The 20,220-nt window shown below is 66.3% G+C and carries 23 protein-coding genes and 3 tRNA genes; 11 read left to right on the forward strand and 15 right to left on the reverse strand.

Features of this window, described 5'->3' with window-relative positions; translation table 11 throughout:
* Nucleotides 1-27: 27 nt before the first annotated feature.
* The 4 genes from selD to Q0894_RS04795 all read left to right on the forward strand — a co-directional run bounded on the left by selD (nt 28) and on the right by Q0894_RS04795 (nt 3,307).
* The gene (gene selD, locus Q0894_RS04780) at nt 28-1,065 is read left to right on the forward strand and encodes a selenide, water dikinase SelD (RefSeq protein ID WP_299231992.1); all 1,038 of its coding nucleotides are present in this window, start codon (nt 28-30) and stop codon (nt 1,063-1,065) included.
* Nucleotides 1,062-2,150 (forward strand): tRNA 2-selenouridine(34) synthase MnmH, encoded by a 1,089-nt coding sequence (mnmH, locus tag Q0894_RS04785; RefSeq protein ID WP_299231994.1) that lies wholly within the window; start codon nt 1,062-1,064, stop codon nt 2,148-2,150. Before selD ends, mnmH begins: the two co-directional genes overlap by 4 nt.
* Before the next feature lie 95 nt (nt 2,151-2,245).
* On the forward strand, nt 2,246-2,539 hold the full coding sequence (locus tag Q0894_RS04790; protein WP_299231996.1) for an MGMT family protein: 294 nt from the start codon (nt 2,246-2,248) through the stop codon (nt 2,537-2,539).
* Nucleotides 2,540-2,725: 186 nt separating this feature from the next.
* Nucleotides 2,726-3,307, forward strand: a complete 582-nt coding sequence (locus Q0894_RS04795; protein WP_299231999.1) for a YjaG family protein — start codon at nt 2,726-2,728, stop codon at nt 3,305-3,307.
* 9 nt (nt 3,308-3,316) lie between these two features.
* Here Q0894_RS04795 and Q0894_RS04800 read toward each other — a convergent pair whose 3' ends face one another.
* From Q0894_RS04800 to hisB, 5 genes are all read right to left on the reverse strand, one after another.
* Nucleotides 3,317-3,820, reverse strand: a complete 504-nt coding sequence (locus Q0894_RS04800) for a hypothetical protein (protein WP_299232001.1) — start codon at nt 3,818-3,820, stop codon at nt 3,317-3,319.
* A 34-nt stretch (nt 3,821-3,854) separates the two neighbouring features.
* Entirely contained in the window at nt 3,855-4,628 is a 774-nt protein-coding gene (gene hisF / locus Q0894_RS04805; RefSeq protein ID WP_299232003.1) for an imidazole glycerol phosphate synthase subunit HisF, read from the reverse strand.
* Between the two features lie 2 nt (nt 4,629-4,630).
* Nucleotides 4,631-5,377 (reverse strand): 1-(5-phosphoribosyl)-5-[(5-phosphoribosylamino)methylideneamino]imidazole-4-carboxamide isomerase, encoded by a 747-nt coding sequence (gene hisA / locus Q0894_RS04810; RefSeq protein WP_299232005.1) that lies wholly within the window; start codon nt 5,375-5,377, stop codon nt 4,631-4,633.
* Between the two features lie 62 nt (nt 5,378-5,439).
* A complete protein-coding gene (gene hisH, locus Q0894_RS04815; RefSeq protein ID WP_299232007.1) occupies nt 5,440-6,081 on the reverse strand; it encodes an imidazole glycerol phosphate synthase subunit HisH in 642 nt (213 codons plus the stop codon).
* Between the two features lie 31 nt (nt 6,082-6,112).
* The gene (gene hisB, locus Q0894_RS04820) at nt 6,113-6,706 is read right to left on the reverse strand and encodes an imidazoleglycerol-phosphate dehydratase HisB (RefSeq protein ID WP_195689201.1); all 594 of its coding nucleotides are present in this window, start codon (nt 6,704-6,706) and stop codon (nt 6,113-6,115) included.
* A 187-nt stretch (nt 6,707-6,893) separates the two neighbouring features.
* Here hisB and Q0894_RS04825 point away from each other — a divergent pair, with 187 nt between their 5' ends.
* From Q0894_RS04825 to Q0894_RS04855, 7 genes are all read left to right on the forward strand, one after another.
* A complete protein-coding gene (locus Q0894_RS04825) occupies nt 6,894-7,355 on the forward strand; it encodes an acetyl-CoA sensor PanZ family protein (RefSeq protein ID WP_299232013.1) in 462 nt (153 codons plus the stop codon).
* Nucleotides 7,352-9,694, forward strand: a complete 2,343-nt coding sequence (locus Q0894_RS04830) for an AsmA family protein (RefSeq protein WP_299232015.1) — start codon at nt 7,352-7,354, stop codon at nt 9,692-9,694. The genes Q0894_RS04825 and Q0894_RS04830 overlap by 4 nt, the downstream gene beginning before the upstream one ends.
* Nucleotides 9,695-9,746: 52 nt before the next feature.
* On the forward strand, nt 9,747-10,838 hold the full coding sequence (gene mutY, locus Q0894_RS04835; protein WP_299232016.1) for an A/G-specific adenine glycosylase: 1,092 nt from the start codon (nt 9,747-9,749) through the stop codon (nt 10,836-10,838).
* Between the two features lie 26 nt (nt 10,839-10,864).
* The gene (locus Q0894_RS04840; RefSeq protein WP_299232018.1) at nt 10,865-11,137 is read left to right on the forward strand and encodes an oxidative damage protection protein; all 273 of its coding nucleotides are present in this window, start codon (nt 10,865-10,867) and stop codon (nt 11,135-11,137) included.
* Between the two features lie 60 nt (nt 11,138-11,197).
* A tRNA-Phe gene (locus tag Q0894_RS04845) sits at nt 11,198-11,273 on the forward strand.
* 6 nt (nt 11,274-11,279) lie between these two features.
* Nucleotides 11,280-11,354: transfer RNA gene (locus Q0894_RS04850), tRNA-Gln, on the forward strand.
* A gap of 94 nt (nt 11,355-11,448) precedes the next feature.
* Nucleotides 11,449-11,524: transfer RNA gene (locus tag Q0894_RS04855), tRNA-Thr, on the forward strand.
* A 305-nt stretch (nt 11,525-11,829) separates the two neighbouring features.
* Here the strand turns inward: Q0894_RS04855 and Q0894_RS04860 are convergent.
* From Q0894_RS04860 to Q0894_RS04905, 10 genes are all read right to left on the reverse strand, one after another.
* Nucleotides 11,830-12,144 (reverse strand): transcriptional regulator, encoded by a 315-nt coding sequence (locus Q0894_RS04860; protein WP_299232020.1) that lies wholly within the window; start codon nt 12,142-12,144, stop codon nt 11,830-11,832.
* Between the two features lie 2 nt (nt 12,145-12,146).
* Nucleotides 12,147-12,485, reverse strand: a complete 339-nt coding sequence (locus Q0894_RS04865) for a toxin (protein WP_299232022.1) — start codon at nt 12,483-12,485, stop codon at nt 12,147-12,149.
* Nucleotides 12,486-12,697: 212 nt separating this feature from the next.
* Nucleotides 12,698-14,143 (reverse strand): aldehyde dehydrogenase family protein, encoded by a 1,446-nt coding sequence (locus Q0894_RS04870; RefSeq protein WP_299232024.1) that lies wholly within the window; start codon nt 14,141-14,143, stop codon nt 12,698-12,700.
* Nucleotides 14,143-14,883 carry an ABC transporter permease subunit gene (locus Q0894_RS04875; protein ID WP_299232026.1) on the reverse strand — a complete coding sequence of 247 codons (741 nt, stop codon included), beginning with the start codon at nt 14,881-14,883 and terminating at the stop codon, nt 14,143-14,145. The genes Q0894_RS04870 and Q0894_RS04875 overlap by 1 nt, the downstream gene beginning before the upstream one ends.
* A gap of 2 nt (nt 14,884-14,885) precedes the next feature.
* A complete protein-coding gene (locus Q0894_RS04880) occupies nt 14,886-15,593 on the reverse strand; it encodes an ABC transporter permease subunit (RefSeq protein WP_299232028.1) in 708 nt (235 codons plus the stop codon).
* Nucleotides 15,594-15,670: 77 nt separating this feature from the next.
* On the reverse strand, nt 15,671-16,444 hold the full coding sequence (locus tag Q0894_RS04885; RefSeq protein ID WP_299232030.1) for a transporter substrate-binding domain-containing protein: 774 nt from the start codon (nt 16,442-16,444) through the stop codon (nt 15,671-15,673).
* Between the two features lie 32 nt (nt 16,445-16,476).
* A complete protein-coding gene (locus Q0894_RS04890; RefSeq protein ID WP_132043705.1) occupies nt 16,477-17,280 on the reverse strand; it encodes an amino acid ABC transporter ATP-binding protein in 804 nt (267 codons plus the stop codon).
* Nucleotides 17,277-18,503, reverse strand: coding sequence for a pyridoxal phosphate-dependent aminotransferase (locus tag Q0894_RS04895; RefSeq protein ID WP_132043707.1), 1,227 nt, complete (start codon nt 18,501-18,503; stop codon nt 17,277-17,279). The genes Q0894_RS04890 and Q0894_RS04895 overlap by 4 nt, the downstream gene beginning before the upstream one ends.
* A 25-nt stretch (nt 18,504-18,528) precedes the next feature.
* A complete protein-coding gene (locus tag Q0894_RS04900; protein ID WP_299232338.1) occupies nt 18,529-19,257 on the reverse strand; it encodes a class II aldolase/adducin family protein in 729 nt (242 codons plus the stop codon).
* A gap of 11 nt (nt 19,258-19,268) precedes the next feature.
* Complete coding sequence (locus tag Q0894_RS04905; RefSeq protein WP_299232035.1) at nt 19,269-20,207, reverse strand: glycine betaine ABC transporter substrate-binding protein; 939 nt, start codon at nt 20,205-20,207, stop codon at nt 19,269-19,271.
* Nucleotides 20,208-20,220: the final 13 nt, after the last annotated feature.

Genomic DNA, 20,220 nt, shown 5'->3' on the forward strand with positions numbered 1-20,220 from the left:
CCCATCACCGATTGCGAGGAGAATCCGATGAGCGCCATCCGCCTGACACAGTACAGCCACGGCGCCGGCTGCGGCTGCAAGATCGCCCCCGACGTACTCGACGGTATCCTGGCCAAGGCCGGACCCGGCGCGAGCCACTCGCGCCTGATCGTCGGCAACCAGGGCCGCGAGGACGCCGCCGTCTACGATCTGGGCGATGGCCGCGGCATGATCGCGACCACCGATTTCTTCATGCCCATCGTCGACGACCCCTTCGACTTCGGGCGCATCGCCGCCACCAATGCGATCAGCGATATCTACGCCATGGGCGGCACCCCGGTCATGGCGCTCGGCATCCTCGGTTGGCCGCTGGACAAGCTGCCCGCCGAGGTGGCCGGAGACGTGATGGCCGGTGCCCAGGCGGTGTGTCGCGAGCTGGGGCTGGCCTTGGCCGGTGGCCACTCCATCGACGCCCCTGAGCCGATCTTCGGCCTGGCGGTGAACGGGCTCGTCGAGATCGAACATCTCAAACTCAACAAGGGCGCCAGGCCAGGTGATCTGCTGTTCCTGACCAAACCGCTGGGGGTCGGCATGCTGACCACGGCGGAGAAGAAGGGGCTGATCGAACCCGGCCACCAGGGCCTGGCCCGGGAGACCATGCTGCGCTCCAACCGCATCGGCGTGGACCTGGCCCGGATAGCGGGAGTGCATGCCATGACCGATGTCACCGGCTTCGGGCTCGGTGGACATCTGGCCGAGGTGTGTGCCGCCAGCGAGGTGGCGGCGCGTATCGACTTCCGTCGCCTGCCGCGGCTGGCCGAGGCCGAGGCCTACCGCCGCCGGGGCGCGGTGCCGGGGGGCACCCTGCGCAACCGGGAGGCGCTGGGCGAGAGCCTGCCTGAGATGGATGAGGCCCACTGGCAGTGGCTGTGCGATCCCCAGACCTCCGGCGGCCTGTTGTTGGCCGTGGATCCGGCCTGGGAAGATGACGTCGAGCGCATCGGCCGTGAGCATGGCCTGACCCTCCAGCCCTTCGGCGAGATCGTCGAGGCCAGCGGCCCGGCGCGCATCGAGGTGCGTGGATGAGTGAGCTGCCGCTGGTCGACCCCTACCCGGGGCTGCTGAGCGAGGGGCGACGGCTTATCGATGTGCGTGCCCCCGTGGAGTTCATCCAGGGGGCTCTGCCCGGGGCGGTCAACCTGCCGTTGATGGATAACGAGGAGCGGCGACTCGTCGGTATCGAATACAAGCAGCGTGGCCAGGCGGCGGCCATCGCCCTGGGTGAGCGACTGGTCCGCGGTGAGGTCAAGGCGGCCCGGGTCGCGGCCTGGAAGGCGGAGCTCGAGCGGCACCCCGATGCCATCGTTTACTGCTTTCGCGGCGGTCTGCGCTCGCAGATCGCCCAGCAGTGGATCCGTGAGGCGGGTATCACCCGGCCACGTATCCGCGGCGGCTGGAAGGCGATGCGCCAGGCGCTCTGTGCCCGCATCGATGCCGCCGCCGAGCAGCCGCTGCTGGTGGTGGGCGGGCTCACCGGCTGCGCCAAGACCGATCTGGTGCTGGCGCTGGACAACGGCCTGGACCTGGAGGGGTGCGCGCGTCACAAGGGGTCCGCCTTCGGCCGCCACCCACTGCAGGCCCCCAGCCAGATCGACTTCGAGCACGCCATGGGCCTGCGCCTGCTGGCGCTGCCGGGCCCGCTGGTGGTGGAGGATGAGTCTCGCCATATCGGTGGCTCCAATCTGCCCCAGGCCTTCTGGGAGGGGATGCAGCGTGCCCCGCGGATACGCGTTGAGATGCCCCTGGATTGGCGCCTGGCGCAGATTCACCGTGACTATATCGAGGAGCTGTGGACGGTCTATCACCGACAGTTTGGCGAGTGGCTGGGCTGGGCCCTGATGCGCAAGCAGCTGGAGGAGTCCCTGGCCAAGCTGCGCAAGCGTCTCGGCAGCACGCGCCTGGCTCGGCTGCAACGGCTCCAGGAGCTGGCCTTTCGCGAGCATGAGCGGGGCAACTCTCAGGCCCATGAGGCGTGGCTGGCGCCACTGCTGACCGAATACTATGACCCCATGTATCGTCACCAGCTGGAGAAGCGCGACCCGGGCGACTTTCTGCATGTGGGCGACTGGGAGAGCTGCCTTGCGTTCGCGAGGGAGTGGTCGGCGCAGTAGCGGAGAGGGCAAGGCAGGACGGGAAAGGTAGAGCGGGAGCAGGGCATGGGGAGCCCTGTCCAGCAGAGGATGATGGGGCGTCGGACGGAGGTAACATGCAGGCTAGCTGGAGGGAGCAGGTCCTGACCGTGATCGCCGAGATTCCCCACGGCCGGGTGACCACCTATGGGCGCATCGCCGCCATGGCCGAGGGTGCCACGCCACGGCTGGTAGCCCGCGCCCTGCGCGACCTGCCCGAGGGGCACGGGCTGCCCTGGTATCGCATCATCACCGCCTCGCGTCGGCTGGCCGATCACCCCGGTGCCGCGGAGCAGCGCGAACGCCTGGCCGCCGAGGGAGTGCTGCTGGATGCCCGCGGCCGCGTCCCGGCGGAGCGGATGTGGCCGTGAGTTATATCGCTCAAACGGGGCTTTCTCGGGGACAGGCCCCGAAGTGTCGGACCATCGGGGAGGCGCTGTGAGCCCGTCCCTGGGCGCTACCGACGCCATTCCTGGCGTAGGACCTCCCCTGCGACCTGTCCCCGACGCCCCTCGTGGTTCAGCGAGATTTTGATAATGTAAGCCCAAGGAGAGTCCATGAGCGGTTTCTTTCAGCGTCTGCAGGGCCTCGAGCCGCGCCGCCAGCAGGCCTTTATGGCGGCGCTGTGTGAGCGACTGCTGCCCAACTATGCGCTCTATGCCCAGACGGCCGGCCAGGGCAACCCGGCGGGGCTGCGCGCCATTCTCGATCTGGTGTGGGAGCGCCTGGCGATTGCCGGGGCCAAGATCGACTTCGAGCGACAGGCCGAGAAGCTGGCCGAGCTGGCGCCGCCGGAGGGTGATGACAGCTTCGGGGCTCGGCGTGCCACCGAAACGGTGGCGGCTCTCTCGGCGCTGCTCGATACCCTGCAGGGCGAGGCGCCGGAGGCGGTGCTGGAGGTCAGTCGCGCCTCGCGGGGTGGCGTGCGGGCCTTTATCGAGCTGACCGAAGGTGAGGAGGATGGCGAGCGCCTGTCGGCGCTGGTACGCGAGCATCCGCTGATGGAAGACGAGAATGACTTCCAGGATGCGGCACTGGAAGCGGTGGAGGAGGGCGTGCTGGATCGCGACGCCCTCAAGGCCCTGCGCCGCCTGGGGCACAACGAGGGCGTCAGCAATCTCGGCCTGTCACTGGATTAGCCGTCCGGCCTAAAGGCGCAGTCCGACAGTCACCATGATCCCCGCGGTGCCGAACACGATGAGGTCGGACTCGAAGCGATCCTTGCGAACACCGATGCTGGGCAGGATGGCAGGTGCGATGCCGAAGCGGTTGAAGGGAATCTTGTCGCGGTATTCGCCCCGATAGCCATGCAGAACACCTGCCGTAAGCTTGCCTCTGATGGTCATGTCAGCATTATTATTCGACCACAAGGGAAGCTCCCTGCCGATATACAGGTAGAGCGACGCCTGATTGAAGGAGTTCTTGAAGCGGGCCGCACCGATGAGTCGCCGCCGCGTATCGTGCAGCTCCAGGCCCATCAGCTGCTGGTTGTTCGTATGCTCCGGATCGCGGCTGAAGTGGCGCGTATAGAGGCTGGTCTGGAGCAGTACGTGGCTTAGCCTCGGCGACGGGGCCGGTGGTTTGGCGTCGGGCGCGTCTGCCAGGCCGGCGGTCGCCGGCCCGATCGAAAGGCTTGCCAGAACGACAAGCATGCAGGTTCGTAGACACCTTGGCATCATCAAAAGCTTATAGGCGCATTTCTATGCCGCGCTCGGCCATATAGCGCTTGGCCTCGGGGATGGTGTACTCACCGAAATGAAAGATGCTGGCGGCGAGTACCGCATCGGCCCCACCTTCGCGTACGCCCTCCACCAGGTGGTCGAGGGTGCCGACCCCGCCGGAGGCGATCACCGGTACGCTGACGGCGTCGGCGATGGCGCGGGTCACCCCCAGGTCGAAGCCGGCCTTGGTGCCGTCGCGATCCATGCTGGTCAGCAGCAACTCGCCGGCGCCGTACTCCACCATCTTCTTCGCCCACTCCACGGCATCCAGGCCAGTGGGGCGGCGCCCGCCGTGGGTAAAGATCTCCCAGCGCGGCGCTTCGCCCTCGGCGGATACCCGCTTGGCATCGATGGCCACCACAATGCACTGACTGCCGAAGCGCTCGCTGGCCTCGCGAACGAACTCGGGGTTGGTGACCGCGGCGGTGTTGATGGAGACCTTGTCGGCACCGGCGTTGAGCATGGTGCGGATATCATCACAGGTGCGAATGCCACCGCCCACGGTCAGCGGGATGAACACCTCGCCGGCGATGCGTTCGACCATCTCAACGGTAGTGTCGCGGTCCTCGTGGCTGGCGGTGATGTCGAGGAAGGTGATCTCATCGGCGCCCTGCTGGTTGTAGCGCTGGGCGATCTCCACCGGATCGCCGGCGTCGCGGATGCCGATGAAATTGACGCCCTTGACCACACGGCCGGCGTCGACGTCGAGACAGGGGATGATGCGTTTCGCGAGGCCCATGTTCAGCTCCCTTTTCCGGCGAGTTCGTCGCACAGTCGCTGGCCCTCGGCCAGGTCCAGGGTGTCCTCGTAGATGGCGCGCCCGGTGATGGCGCCCAGAATGCCCGGCTCCCGGGCGTCTACCAGGGCGCGCAGGTCATCGAGGTTGGTCACCCCGCCCGAGGCGATCACCGGCAGCCCGCCGTCACGGGCAAGCGCCGCGGTCGCCTCGACGTTGACGCCATTCAGCATGCCGTCCCGGGCGATATCGGTGTAGACGATGCTCGAGACGCCGTCGTCGGCAAAGCGCTTCGCCAGGTCAACGGCCTTGACCTCGGAGACCTCGGCCCAGCCGTCGGTGGCCACGAAGCCGTCACGGGCGTCGAGTCCGACGATCACGTGGCCCGGAAAGGCGCGACACATCTCGCCGACGAACTCGGGCTCCTTGACCGCCTTGGTGCCGATGATCACGTAGCTGACCCCGGCCGCGAGGTAGTGCTCGATGGTCTCGGCGGAGCGGATGCCACCGCCGATCTGGATCGGCAGGTCGGGGTAACGCCGGGCGATGGCGGTGACCGCCTCACCGTTGACCGGTTTGCCCTCGAAGGCGCCGTTGAGGTCTACCAGGTGCAGGCGACGAGCGCCGGCGGCGACCCAACGTTCGGCCATGGCCACCGGGTCATCGCCATAGGTGGTGGAATCGTCCATGCGGCCCTGCTTGAGGCGTACGCACTGACCATCCTTGAGATCGATAGCGGGAATTACCAGCATGTCAGGCTCCTGTGGATTCGGGGCCGGGCGCGGCTCAGGGCGCCCAGTTAATCCGGCGCGGCTTAAGGCGCCCAGTGAATAAAGTTCTCGAGCAGCCTGAGGCCGGCCCGCGAGCTCTTCTCGGGATGGAACTGCACGGCGAAGGTGGCGTCGCGGCCGATGGCCACATGGGCCTGGGTGCGGCCGTAGTCGGTGGTGCCGAACACCGTGGCATCGTCACTGGCCGCCACATAGTAGCTGTGCACGAAGTAGAAGTGCTCGTCCTGATCGATGCCCCCCCACAGCGGGTGCTCGCGCTGCTGGTGAACCAGGTTCCAGCCCATATGGGGGACCTTGAGGCGCTGGTTCAGGTCATCGCGCATGTCGGCGGGAAAACGCTTTACCTCACCGCCGAGGAAGCCCAGGCAGTCGATGCCACCGTTCTCCTCGCTGTGGTCGAGCAGCATCTGCTGGCCCACGCAGATGCCCAGCAGTGGCTTTTCCTGGCTGGCCAGCAGCTCCTCCACCAGGCCACGCAGCTCGGTCTTCTCCAGCTCGCCAATGCAGTCGCGAATGGCACCCTGGCCGGGCAGCACCAGGCGGGTGGCACCGAGGATGCGGCGCGGGTCGCGGGTGACCACCACGTTCTCGTGGGTGACGTGTTCCAGTGCCTTGGCGACGGAATGCAGGTTGCCCATTCCGTAATCGATGACGGCAATGGTCATGGGGCGCTCCTAGTGGGGTGGTGCGTGGGGCTCACAGGCTGCCCTTGGTGGAAGGCATCTGGCCGGCCATGCGCGGATCGGGCTCCAGGGCCATGCGCAGGGCACGGCCGAAGGCCTTGAAGATGGTCTCCGCCTGGTGGTGGGCGTTGAACCCCTTCAGGTTGTCGATATGCAGGGTGACCATGGCATGGTTGACGAAGCCCTGGAAGAACTCCCAGAACAGCTGGGTGTCGAGGCTGCCCACGGCGGCGCGAGTGAACTCCACGTCCATGAACAGGCCGGCGCGCCCCGAGAAATCGATGACCACCCGGGAGAGCGACTCGTCGAGTGGCACATAGGCGTGGCCGTAGCGGCGAATGCCGCGCTTGTCACCGATGGCCCTGGCGAAGGCCTGGCCGAGGGTGATGCCCAGGTCCTCGACGGTGTGGTGATCATCGATATGCAGGTCACCATCGGCCTTGATATCGAGGTCGACCAGGCCATGACGGGCTACCTGGTCGAGCATGTGATCGAGGAAGGGCACGCCGGTCTCGCAGGTGAGCTTGCCGCTTCCATCAAGGTTGATGGTGACGCTGATGCGGGTCTCCTGGGTGTCACGGCTGACCGTGGCGATACGCTCGGACATTGAGGCAACTCCAGCGCCTGGGCGCATGTCAAGGCAGGCTGCCGATGGTGGCGGCCCGCGGAAACAGGGTGGTAGCGGGGCTCGCCCGTCACCGGAAAACTGCCATTATAGAGAATCGCCGACCCCATCCGCTACAATGCCCCCTCCGCGGCGGCGAACCACGCTGCCCCGGCCCAGGAGACCATCTATGCCGGTGACACTGCACCCCGTCGACCGGGGCGCCTGTGACGTGGACGCCCAGGCCCGAACCGACCTAGCCCGAATCTATGCCGACGCGCCCGCCGAGCGTCTGCCGGCCCCCCCTGACGTCTTTATCGAAGAGCACCTGAGCTCGGGGGGCGCCTTCCTGTGTGCCCGCTTCAATGACCGCCTGATCGGCGCCATGGCGCTGCAGGATGACGGTGAGGCCTGGTGGCTGTCGCACTTCTGCGTGCGCAAGCCGACTCGGCGCCGGGGCGTCGGCTCGCGCCTGCTGACCCTGGTCGCCGAGGCCGCCAGTGCCGAGGGCAAGCCACTGCGTGTCGAGGTGGCTCAGCTGCAGATGGCCGATCAGCTGATGCTCTCGCGGCTCGGTTATCGTCTCGATCGCAGTGGCGATCACTACGAGCTCGCTCTCCCGGGCCGTCATTCCAAGGAGTCGCCACGATGAAGCGTCTGTTGAGCACCCTGCTGGCCGCCACCGGTATCATCGCCGTGCTGGCCGTGGGGGCGGTGATCTACGTTACCACCTTCCTCGACCCTGAAGACCTCAAGCCGGAACTGGAAGAGGTGGTAAAGGAGCGCACCGGCCTGACCCTTGACCTCAAGGGCCCCCTCTCCTGGTCGTTCTACCCGCGACTGGGAGTCGGCGTGGAACAGGCCGAGGCCTGGCTGCCGGAGCAGTCCATCGAGCAGGACATGGCCTTCATGGCCTTTCGCCGTGCGGAGGTGAGCCTGGCCTTCACGTCGCTGCTGCGCGGAGAGGTGGCCATCGACGGCATGGCCCTGGATGGCCTGCGTCTCAACCTGTCGCGTGACGAGCGCGGCCGCGGCAACTGGGAGACGCTGCTCGAGCGCCTGGCCGATGACGACGAGGAGCTGCCGACACCGGCCAGTGCCTCCACGGCGCCGACACCGGGTGGCAGTGGGCCCTCCGTGGCCTTCAATATCGCCCGGGTGGAGATCAAGGACGGCGAGGTGAACTATACCGATCGAGCCATCGGCCGCTCGCTGCATCTCAAGGGGCTCTCGGTGACCGGGCGTAACGTCAACCCGCGGCGTCCCTTCCCCTTCACGACCAGCTTCCAGCTGCTTGGCCATGATACCCCGACGGGGGCCGGTGATACCGTGCCGAAGCTGGCCAGTGACGTCACCCTGCAGGGGCGCCTCGCCCTGGCCCTGGCCGAGCGCCGCTATAGTCTCGAGGACCTCTCCCTGGTCACCCACAACCAGCTGGCCGGCGTGAAGAGCCCCCAGCAGCTGGAGCTGAGTGGCCAGCGGCTGGTGGTCGACGCGAGGGAGCGTCAGCTGCGCCTGGAGCGCGGCACGCTGAATGCGACGCTCGAGCATGCCGCGCTGGGTGAGGCTCCTCTCTCGCTGGTCATGGATTTCGTTCTGGAGTCTGATCTCGCCGATGGCAGCGCCCAGCTGCGGGACCTGACGCTGAGTGGTAATGATGGCCTGCGCCTGAGCGGCAATCTCAATCTTGCCGCCCTCTACGATGAACCACGCTACGACGGTCAGCTGCGCCTGGCGCCGACCTCGCTGCGGCCATGGCTCGAACGGTTCGGCAGCCTGCCGGCCACGGCCGACCCCCAGGCCCTCTCCGATGTGGCGCTGACGACTCCCCTGGAGGGCGACCTCCAGCAAGTGGACCTCACCGGCATGACCCTGGTGCTCGATGACAGCACCTTCACCGGGCGGCTGACGGCGGGCCTCGATGGCCGACGCCTGGAGGCCGAGCTGCAGGGTGATAGCCTGAATCTTGATGCCTATCTGCCGGCCGCTTCGTGGGCCACCCCGGACGGAGCGGGTCTTTGGTCGCCCGGCATCGGTCGCGCCTATGCCCAGGAGGGCGATATGTTGCCCGTCGATTGGTTGCGTGACCTGTCGCTGGACGCCAGCCTGACCCTGAGCCAACTGCGGCTAGGTGGCCTGGAGTTTCAGGACGCCTCGCTTGCGCTCGAGGGTGAGGATGGCCGACTGCGACTGGCGTCACTGGAGTCGGCCTTCTACGAAGGAAGCCTGGCCGCCACGGGCGAGCTTGATCTGACGCGTGATCCCATCGCCTGGCGTTTGGCGCCGCGCCTTGAGCGTGTGCGTGTCGATGCTCTGCTGGAGGCGCTGGGCGAGGGAGATGAGAGGGCGCCGCTGCGGGGCCAAGCCTTTGTCGACGGCGAGCTGACCACCCATGGCAATGCCTGGCCGGTGATGAAGCGCGGCCTCAATGGGCGCCTCACCACGCGACTGGGCGATGGCGCGATCCTCGACGTCAATATTTCCCGGGAGCTGTGCAGCGCCGTGGCGACCCTGCAGGGCGAGACGACCCAGCGCGAGTGGGCGCCGGATACGCGCTTCGAGCGTGCCGAGGCCACCCTCGAGGTGCGCGACGGCGTCGTGGAGAGCGATGACCTCGTCGTCACTCTGCCGGGGATCGACGTGGGCGGCGAGGGCTGGCTCGACCTGACCAGCGAGCGCTTCGATCTGCGTGCCGCGGCGCGAGTGGTGGATACCGCCGATATGGCCTGCAAGGTCAATCGTCGACTCGAGCGACTGCCCCTTCCGGTACGCTGCGAGGGCAGCCTCGACGGCGATAGCGCCGAATGGTGCCGCTTCGACAGCACCGGCTTCCAGGCGGCCATCGGCGAGGCACTGCGCGATGAGCTTGGCGAGCGTGCCGGCGATGCCGTGGAGCAGCAGCTGGAGGGGGCCCTCGACAAGCTCGAGGAGCGCCTGGGCGAGGGTGCCGGCAAGGAACTTCGTGACTCCTTGAGGGGTCTCTTCGAGTGAGCAAAGTCAGTCTCTGCGTCGGCCTCGTGCCGGCGCCTTTTTTTGAGCTTCAATGACCGATACACCGACACCCGTACTCGCGCCCGCCACCTTTCAGCAGCGTCTGCTCGACTGGTTCGATCAGCATGGTCGCCATGATCTGCCCTGGCAGCAAGACCGCACGCCCTACCGGGTGTGGGTCTCGGAGATCATGCTGCAGCAGACCCAGGTGACCACCGTCATCCCCTACTTCGAGCGCTTCATGGCTCGCTGTCCCGACCTGCGCCGCCTGGCGGCGGCGGATCAGGATGAGGTGCTGCACCTGTGGACGGGGCTCGGCTATTACGCCCGAGGACGCAACCTGCACAAGGCCGCCCGGGTGGTGGTCGAGGAGCATGGCGGGGCGTTTCCACTCCACAGCCTCGACGAGATGGCGGCCCTGCCGGGTATCGGCCGCTCCACCGCCGGCGCCATCATCGCGCAGAGCCAGGGGAGGCGGGCGGTGATCCTCGATGGCAACGTCAAGCGCAGCCTCACCCGGCTGCATGCCGTGGCGGGGTGGCCGGGGCGTCCGGCGGTGGAGCGCAGGCTATGGGCGCTGGCCGATCACTATACGCCGGACCATCGCCTGGCCGACTACACCCAGGCGATGATGGACCTGGGCGCCACCCTGTGTCGGCGTGGCACCCCCGAGTGTGGTCGCTGCCCCTTCAGCGATGTCTGTGTGGCGCATGCACGCGGTCAGGAGCGCCGCTTCCCGGAATCCAAACCGAAGAAGGCGCTGCCCACGCGAACCACTCGCATGCTGCTGCTGCGCGATGCGCGGGGAAGGGTGTTGCTGGAACAGCGACCCTCCAGCGGCCTGTGGGGTGGGCTCTGGAGCCTGCCGCAGTTCGATGACGCGCTGGCCCTGGAGGCCTGGCTCGATACTCATGCCCCAGGCAGCCGGCTCGATGCCCCGGGCGCCTCCTTTACCCATGTCTTCAGCCATTTCCGTCTGGAGATCACGCCCCAGCCGGCGCGGATCGGGAGCCTCGATTCGATCGGAGAGGCGCGCCGCTGGTACGATCCCGATAATCCCGATGCCGTGGGCCTGGCGGCCCCGGTGAAGGCCCTGCTGGCGAGCCTGGCGACCTTCACCCTGGACATGCCGCCGGGGCCCTGAGCTTCCATCTGCCTAGGAGACGTCTCATGAGTCAGACCGTGTTCTGCCGCAAGTATCAGCAGGAGCTCGACGCCCTGCCATTCCCCCCTCTGCCTGGAAAGAAGGGCCAGGAGATCCAGGCCAGTGTTTCGCGCCGGGCATGGGAAGAGTGGCAGGCCCTGCAGACCCGCCTGATCAACGAGAAGCATCTCAACATGCTCGAACCCTCATCCCGCGAGTATCTGATGGAGCAGATGGAGCGCTTCTTCGACAACCGGGAGACCGATCAGGCCGAGGGTTACGTGCCGCCCTCATCTTGATGATAAGAAAGGGGTTGACGCGAAAAGCCGGTTGGGGTTTAATACGCACCGTTGGCAAGGGGCCAGATAGCTCAGTCGGTAGAGCAGGGGATTGAAAATCCCCGTGTCGGGGGTTCGATTCCCTCTCTGGCCACCAAGTTGCTGGGGTATAGCCAAGTGGTAAGGCACCGGTTTTTGGTATCGGCATTCCCAGGTTCGAATCCTGGTACCCCAGCCATCGCCAACCTTGTTTTCGAAAGACCGTGGACCCAAGTTCACGGTTTTTCTCGCCAGGAGGAGTGGTCCTCCATGTCGCCTTCAGTGCGGCTATTGCCGACATAGCTCAGTTGGTAGAGCAACTGACTTGTAATCAGTAGGTCCCGGGTTCGACTCCTGGTGTCGGCACCATTTAAAGCATGATACTTCAATCGCCTAGCGCGATTCCCCAACCGCCCGAGAGGCGGTTTTTTTGTTGCCCGCGTACAACTCATGCTCGCTTTCCCTACCAGCGATTCCTGGATCTCTCCTGTCGACCCTTGTGGCGCGCCCAGAGGAGACCGCTCGGTCACAGCACGTGGTTACCGAAACGAAGCCAACTTCATCCTCATGATCTACCTGATTGGCACCCCGGTGAGATGCCTGTTCGATCAGACTAGGTCCACATGAAACGACGAAGAAACGTTGATCGCCATCCTGAAGCCGCCGAGTGGCGATCAGCCAAGGGCTGCGAGGTGCTCGATGGTCTCGGGATATTTCTGGACCAGCCGGATGAGGGTTTTGGCCTGGGCGTTGGGCTTGGCACGGCCCTGTTCCCAGTTCTCCAGCGTTCGAGGATTGGTGCGCAGGTACATGGCGAATATCGGGCGTGACATGTGGAGCTTCTCACGCAATGCGATGAGCTCGCTGGCCGTGACATCGGGCACCTCCTCCAGCTCTACGCAGTGGGAGCGAAGCGTGCGCTTGCCTTGGCGCTCTTCTGCTAGGGCATCGAAGCCCTCGACGATTTCTTCAAAGATATTGCGGTCCATGGTCATGTCCTCGCGTTGAGCTCGGCATCCAGCATCTGTTTAAGTGCCTTGCGCTGGGCCGGGGTCAGGTCGTCCTGAGCGTCCTTGTCGTACAAGGTAAACAGCCAGAACTGAGAGCCACCCAGCCACCAGTAGTAGATGATGCGAACACCGCTCCGTTTCCCCTTCTGACGCTTGGGGTCGCTGAATCGGACCTTGCGCAACCCTCCAGTGCCTTGGATGACGTCACCTGCAGAGGGGCTCTTGAGTAAGAAGTTTTGGAAATCTCGAAACGTGGCGTCGTCGAAGTAGGTTGGGCGGTGCCTCTCGAAGGCCGGCAGCTCGACAAAAAGTGCTTTCATGAAGTGTACGTAGTTTGCGTATAGCTTTGCCGCAGCGACGAGGATTGTCAAGGCGCCTACGGATGGGACTGCTGGCATTACATCAGCAAAGGTTGAAAGGTGAAAGGCTAGATGTCGGGTCCCGGGTGATCGGTCACCCGGGCTTCTGTCTGTCAGGACTCTATTTTCGGCAGGGCAGTTCCTGCGCCGAGAGGGCGCGAGGGACTGCAGGCTCAGCGATCAGCCGGGCGGGTGATGCGCTTGGTCTCGAGATATGCCTCCAGGCCCCCCTGGCCCAGCTCCCGACCGATGCCGCTGCGCTTCATGCCTCCCCAGTTGCCCTGGGGGGGCGCCAGCTGGTCGCTGTTGCACCAGATATTGCCCGCCTCCAGTTGCCGGGCGATGGCGTCGGCGCGGTCCGGATCTCCCGATACCACGGTGGCCGCAAGGCCGTAATCGCTGTCATTGGCCAGCGAGATCGCCTCCTCGTCGCTGGCAACCCGGCGCGCGCAGAGCACGGGACCGAAGATCTCCTCCCGCCACAGCTGACTGGCCGTGGGAACATCGCGATATAGCCGAGGCGAGACGAAGCATCCGCGCTCGGGCAGAGCCGGGGTGGGTGTCTCGCTGTGCAGGCCTTCTGCCTCGGCCTGGGCCAGATAGCGGTTGACCCGCTCCTGCTGGCTGGCATTGACGAGGGGGCCCAGGGTGGTTTCTTCCGCGAGGGGATCCCCCGGCTGAAGCTCCGCCATGGCGGCATCGACGGCAGCGTAGAGCCGGTCTGCCAGGCGCTCGTGGACGATCAGGCGGCTGGTGGCCGAGCACATCTGGCCGGCGTTGTAACAGATGCCGGCGATCACCAGGTCACGGGCGAGGACCAGGTCGGCATCCTCGGTGACCACGATCGGCGACTTGCCGCCGAGCTCCAGCGAGACCGGCCGTACGCCGCTGGCGGCGGCCCGCATCACGGCTTCACCCACCGGATTGCTGCCGGTAAAGGAGAGCTTGTCGATGCCGGGGTGTTGACTCAGGGGAGCGCCGACCCCCTGGCCATCGCCATTCAGCAGGTTGAACACTCCGGGGGGCAGGCCGGCCTCCAGCACGATCTCGCACAGTACCTGTTCCGGCAGCGGCACGACCTCGGAGGGCTTGAACACCACCGTGCAGCCGGCAGCGAGAGCCGGTGCCAGCTTCCAGGCACTGCTGACCAGGGGGAAGTTCCAGGGCGTGATAAGGCCGGCGACCCCGACCGGCTCCCAGTAGCGATAGGCCGCCAGTCCCGGCTGGCCGACATCCTCGCGGCGGCCCTGGCGCTCTCCCAGGGCCGTCGCCGCTTCGGCGTAGTAGCGATAGCAGTCGATGGCATCGTCGAGATCCTGGCGTGCCTCGCTCAGCGGCTTGCCGTTGTTGCGGCTCGAGAGCGTGGCCAGCGTTTCACGACGCCGCTCGAGCCCCGCGGCGATGGCCGAGAGTCGCTCGCCACGCCGGGCCGCCGGCGTGGCCCGCCAGCCGGGAAGGGCCCGCCGAGCGGCGGCTACGGCGGCGTCCACATCGGCGGGGTCGCCGCGTGTTATCTCGCCCAGCGGTGTCTCGTGATAAGGGTCGACGATCGTCAGCCGGGTATCGCCGTGGCTTGGAACCCATTGGTTATCGATGAACTGCTCGTTCAGGCGCTGCATCAGTGGACTCCTGTTCCGTGGGTGGTCAGCCAGCGTCGACGAGTCGGGCGCATGCCGGGAAAGTTAAGCTCGACCAGGCGAAGCGTCAGCGTCAGCACCACGGTGGTGGCGAGATAGATACCGGCGATCAGCATCAGTGGCTCGTAGACCAGGAAGGTCTCGTCGCGAATGATATTGGCGGCCTGCAGCAGGTCCATCAGGGCGATGGTGGAGACCAGCGGGATCGACTTGAGCAGCAGGATCATTTCACCGGTAAGGGTGGGCAGGCAGAGCTGTAGGGCCCGAGGGAGCCATAGCCGGACAAGAACCTGGAAGGAGGACAGCCCGAAGGCGCGGCCAGCCTCCAGCTCACCACGCGGCACGCTCTGCATGGCGCCGCGGATGATCTCGCCGGAGTAGGCGCCGACGCTCAGGATGAAGGTCAGGGCGCCGAAGAAGAAGGGGTCACGCAGCAGCGGCCACAGTACGCTCTCGCGGATGCCGGGCACACTCTCCAGCAGGCGCCCTACGCCGTAATAGAAGAAGAACAGTTGCACCAGCAGCGGAGTGCCGCGGATCACGGTAGTGAAGGCCCAGGTCAGCCAGGCCAGGGGGCGCGGGCCGCGCAGTCGTGCCAAAGCGACTCCCACGGCGAGCAGCAGGCCACCCGCCGCCGACACCAGCAGCAGCCATAGCGTATTGACGAAGCCTTCCCATAGATAGCCCTGATAGAAGGGGTCGCTCAGCCAGGAAAAGTCCATACTCAGGCCTCCGTGGGTTGGCCGCGGCGCACATGGCGCTCGAGGCGGGAGAACAGCGCCGTGGAGCTTACCGTCATCAATAGATAGATGACGCCGGCGGCGGCATAGAAGAGGAAGTAGGCGCGGCTGCTGGCGGCGGCCTGCTGAATCGTGAAGAACAGTTCATTGAAGCCGATCACGCTGATCAGGGCGGTGTCCTTGATCAGGATCAGCCACAGGTTGGACATGCCGGGCAGCGCATTGGGCAGCATGCTGGGCAGCACGATGCGGTGGAAACGATCCCAGCGCGAGAAGCCGAAGGCATCGGCGGCCTCCAGCTGGCCCCGCGGAATGGCCAGGATGGCACCGCGGAACACTTCGGTCATGTAGGCGCCCTGAACGAAGGCCAGCACGCCGACGGCGGTGGCGAAGCCGGTTATCTGAACGGCGCCCTCCATGCCCAGGCGGGCCAGCAGGCCGTCCAGTGCCTGAGCCCCGGCGTAGTAGAGCAGGATGATCAGCAGCAGTTCGGGAATCGCCCGAATCAGGGTGGAGTAGGCGGTGGCCAGCGCGCGCAGGGGCGGCCAGGGGCTAAGCTTGGCGCCGGCACCCAGCAGGCCCAGCAGCAGGCCGATGGCGTAGGCCAGCACGGCGATCTGTACCGTGGTCAGAGCCCCGCTCAGGATGGGGCCGGCCCAGTCGACCAGCCCCTCCGGTGTCATCGAAGTCATGGTCGAGGTTTTCCTTGGTCACGAAACGGGATGCCCTCGGCCTCATAGGCCGAGGGTAAACAGCGACAAACGGTGTTTCAGCCGTCGACGCAGACGTCGGTACCCAGGTACTGCTCGGAGAGGCTGGCGCAGGTGCCGTCCTCTATCACCGCGCTAATGGCCGCGTTCAGTGCCTCGCGCAGGGCGTCGTCTTCCTGGCGCAGGCCGATGCCGACGCCCTCGCCGTAGGCCGCGTGGTGAGGTGCGGTGGCTTTCATTTCGAACTCCTCGGCCTCGTCGCGGGTCAGGAACTGGGCCATGGCGATCTGGTCGGCGAGGATCACATCCAGGCGCCCGGAGAGCAGGTCGTTGTTGACCTGCTCCGCCTGGTCATAGAGGCGAATATCGACGCCGCTGTCGCGCAGTGCGCGACGCGCATAGGTGGCGTTGGTAGTGGCAGCCTGCACGCCCATTACCAGGCCGTCGAGATCATCGGGGGGTGTCAGCGAAAGGTCGCTGGCGGCGACATAGGCACCCGGCGTGAAGTAGTAGGGGCGGGTGAAGTCGATGACCCGCTGGCGCTTCTCGGTGATCGACATCGAGTTCATGATCATGTCGATGCGCCCGGCCTTGAGCGAAGGGATGATGCCGCTCCAGCCCGTCGGTGTGATCTCGCACTGCCGCTCCATGGCGTCACAGATCTCGCGGGCTAGCTCGACCTCGAAGCCGCTCCAGTCGCCGCTGGCGGCCTTGAAGCTGAAGGGCGGATAGGGTTCGCCGGAGATGCCGACCTTGAGCGGGTCGGCGGCCTGGGTGGCCTGGGCGAGGCCGAAGGCGGTCATGGCGGTTGCTATCATCATCGAGACTTTCATGGGGGTCTCCTGTCGTTATTGTGGGAAAGCCATCAGGCGGCGGGGGCGACGAACTGACTGCAGCGCGGATCCTCGAATACGGCTTCCGGCGTACCCGAAGCCGCGATAAGGCCCTGGTCGAGGTAGACCAACTGGTCCGACACCTCGCGGGCGAAGTGCATCTCGTGGGTGACCAGCAGCATGGTGCGGCCCTCGTCGGCGAGGCCGCGGATCACGCCGAGCACCTCGTTGACGCGCTCGGGGTCCAGTGCCGAGGTGGGCTCGTCGAACAGCAGCAGGCGCGGCTCCATTGCCAGGGCCCGGGCGATGGCGACCCGCTGCTGCTGGCCCCCGGAGAGGAAGGCGGGGTAGGCATCGCGGCGGTCGGCCATGCCGACCCGCTCGAGATAATGTTCACCTAGCGCGGTGGCTCGCCGGCGGGAGAGTCCCTTGACTCGCATGGGGGCCTCGATGACGTTGCCGAGCACGGTCAGGTGGGGCCAGAGGTTGAACTGCTGGAAGACCATGGTGACCTTGGCCCGCAGCCGCTGGAGCTGTTGACGATCGAGTCCAGTGATATCGCCCTCGGGGTTGCGGGTGAAGCGAATTGCCTCGTCGGCGATGGTCAGTTCGCCCTGGTCGGGGCGCTCGAGCAGGTTCATGCAGCGCAGCAGGGTGCTCTTGCCTGAGCCACTGGCGCCGATGATGGAGGTGACGGTGCCCTCGGCGACCTCGAGGGAGACGCCCTTGAGCACCTCCAGCTCGCCGAAATGCTTGATCAGTTGATGGGCCGCCACCGCCACCGCCGGCGCGGTGGTGGTGCGGTCAGGGAAAGCGGCATTGAGCGATGATGTCATAGGCAATCGGCCTCCGAGGCCGGGGTCGGTGGCAGGGCATGCGGGTCGCGCTCGCGCAGGGCGCGCTCCGCGAAGGAGGCCAGCCGTCGGCTGGCAGCGGCGAGACGCTCGGCGTCCACCGTCAGGCCGAGGCGCACGAAGCCGGCCGCCGAGGGGCCGAACGCCTCGCCGGAAAGCACCGAGATGCCCTCTTCATCGAGCAGGCGGTCGGCGAATGCCTGAGAGGAGAGGCCGGTGGCGCGGATATCCACCATCATGAACATGCCCGCCGGTGGGCGGACCGCGGTGACCGCCGGGCACCCGGCCAGGGCCTCGCAGACGACATCGCGGCGAGTCCGGTAGGTCTCGCGCATCTCCGCCAGCTCATGGGGAGGCGTCTTCAGGGCATCGCAGGCGGCGTCCTGAATGAAGTCGGGGCAGCCGTAGAGCATGCACAGGGCCAGATGACTCAGATGCTGGATCAGTGCTTCCGGCCCCAGCACCCAGCCCAGGCGCCAGCCGGTCATGGCGTGGGACTTGGACAGGCTGCTGATCACCACACTGCGCTCCGCCATGCCGGGCAGTCCGGCGGGACAGAGGTGCTCGCCTTCGAAGATCAGCTCGGCGTAGACCTCATCGGAGATCAGCCACAGGTCGTGGCGACGGCACAGCTCGGCGATGGCGGCCCAGGTGTCGGCGTCGATCAGCTGCCCGCTGGGGTTGTGGGGGCTGTTGAGCAGCAGAGCCCGAGTCCGTGGGGTGATCGCCGCCTCCAGCGCGGCGGGATCGAGACGGAAGCCCGCCTCGCCATCCATGGGTACCTGTACCATCTCGGCACCGGTGGCTCGCAGCACCGCCTCGTAGGTGACGTAGCAGGGCTCGGGGACCAGCACCTCGTCGCCGGGATCCAGCAGGCACTGGGCGGCGGCGTAGAGGCCGCACTGGGCACCGGCCGTGACGATGAGGTTGTCGGGGCCGACCTCGAGCCCCTGACGGCGGTAGTCGTCGGCGATGGCCTGGCGCAGTGCCAGCTTGCCTTGCACATCCGAGTAGTGAGTGGCGCCACCGCGCAGGCTGGTCACCGCGCTCTCGACGATCGCACCCGGAGTATCGAAGTCCGGGTCACCCACCGAGAGTATGGTGATATCGTCGCCATTGGCCTGACGCGCCAGGGCACGGTAGTGGATATCCCAGGCTGCGGCGCCTTCGCCGGCGATTCGTTCGGTCAGTTTGGAATAGCGCATCTCGATCTCGTTATTGTCGGTCGGGCTAGAGGGTCTGCGGGTCTGGTGTGCGGTCGGCCAGGCGCCGACACTCGGCCTGCCAGGCGCGACCGATGCCTGCCGGGCTATCGGCCCAGGCCTCGTACTGGCGGGCGACGTGCTCGGCCATTGCCGGTGAGGCCGTCCGCAGCGCTCGGCCGGTGGCCTGGGCGGCCAGCTGGGCCTGGCAGCTGCGCTCCAGGTCACGCATCACGAGGAAGGCTTCGCCGACGCTGCGCCCGCAGGTCAGCAGGCCGTGCTGGCGCAGGATCATCGCGCGGTGGGGACCGAGGTCGGCGGCCAGGCGCTCGCGCTCGTCGAGGTCCAGGGCGATGCCCTCATAGTCGTGATAGGCCAGCCGGTCGTGGAACTGCAGCGCCCACTGATTGAGCGGCAGCAGGCCCTCCTCCAGGCATGACAGGGCGACGCCGGCGACGGTATGGGTATGCAGCACACAGACGACCTCGGGGCGGGCGTCGTGGAGTGCGCTATGGATGGTGAAGCCGGCCGGGTTGATGCCCAGCCCGGTGGGGTCGTCGAGCACCTCGCCATCGCCACTCACCGTGACCAGGTTGTCCTCTCGCACCTCCTCGAAGCGCAGCCCGAAGGCGTTGAGCAGGAAGCGGTCGTCGCTCAGACGCGCGGAGACATGGGTGGAGATGCCATCGTCCATGCCGTCCAGCGCGATCAGCTGGTAGGCGGCGGCCAGGTCGCGACGGATGGCGAGTTCGTCCATTTGGTGGCCACTCACAGGCTCTGCTCCACGGCACTCAGGGCGCTATCGCCGTCGCGGGTGGTCACGCCCTCCAGGAAGGTGGCGACGCGCTCGGGGTGGTTGACCAGCCAGTCGTGAGCCACCTCTTCGAGGTCGCCGTTTTCCAGGCTGTAGGCGCGAATGAATTCGCTCTGTTCATCGGCCGAGAGCACGAATTGATCGAGCAGTCTGAGCATGTTGGGGTTGGCCTCCGCGTAGGCCTTGGAGACGATGGTCTTGACGTCGCTGCTGCCGTTGTCGTCGCCGTAGACTCCCTCGGGGTCGTCGAGAATCACGGTGTTGTACTCCGGTACCATCCAGTGGGGCGTCCAGCCGTAGAAGATGATCCAGCGCTCCTCCTGTACGGCGCCCTTCACCTCGCTGAGCATGCCGGGCGTCGAGGAGGGCTTGCCTTCCCAGTCACCCAGCCCGTAGATGTCGGCGTCGATGGCGGCATTGAGCATGTCGGTGACCGTGGAGCCGTTCTCGATGCTGTAGACGCGGTAGTCGAAGCGCTCGGCGACCTCCGGGTCGGCCAGCTGCTCGGCGCTGGTGAGGCCGGTTTCGGCGACATAGTCCGGCACCGTGAAGCCCATGCGCGCGCCGTTGACGTTGTTACCCAGGTCGACGATGCCACCGTTCTCCATGGCGGCATCAAAGCTCTCCTGCTGGGCGGGCAGCCAGCCGGCCAGGAAGGCGTCGGCTTCACCGCTCTGCAGGACCTGGTAACCCACCGTGGAGCTCACTCCCAGGGTCTCGACCCGGTACCCCAGGGGTTCGGCGAGCTGGGCGAAGATCTCTGACTTGACCGTGACACCGGGCCAAGGTGGCACGATCAGGCGCAACTCCTCGTTGGCGTCCTGCGCCGCCTGGGCCGAGAGAGGCAGCAGGCCGGCGAAAGCCAGGCTGGTGGCTAGGGTTGTCTTACGCATGTCAGGTCTCCTC

Source organism: uncultured Halomonas sp. (genome assembly GCF_947501415.1).
Lineage (GTDB): Bacteria > Pseudomonadota > Gammaproteobacteria > Pseudomonadales > Halomonadaceae > Halomonas.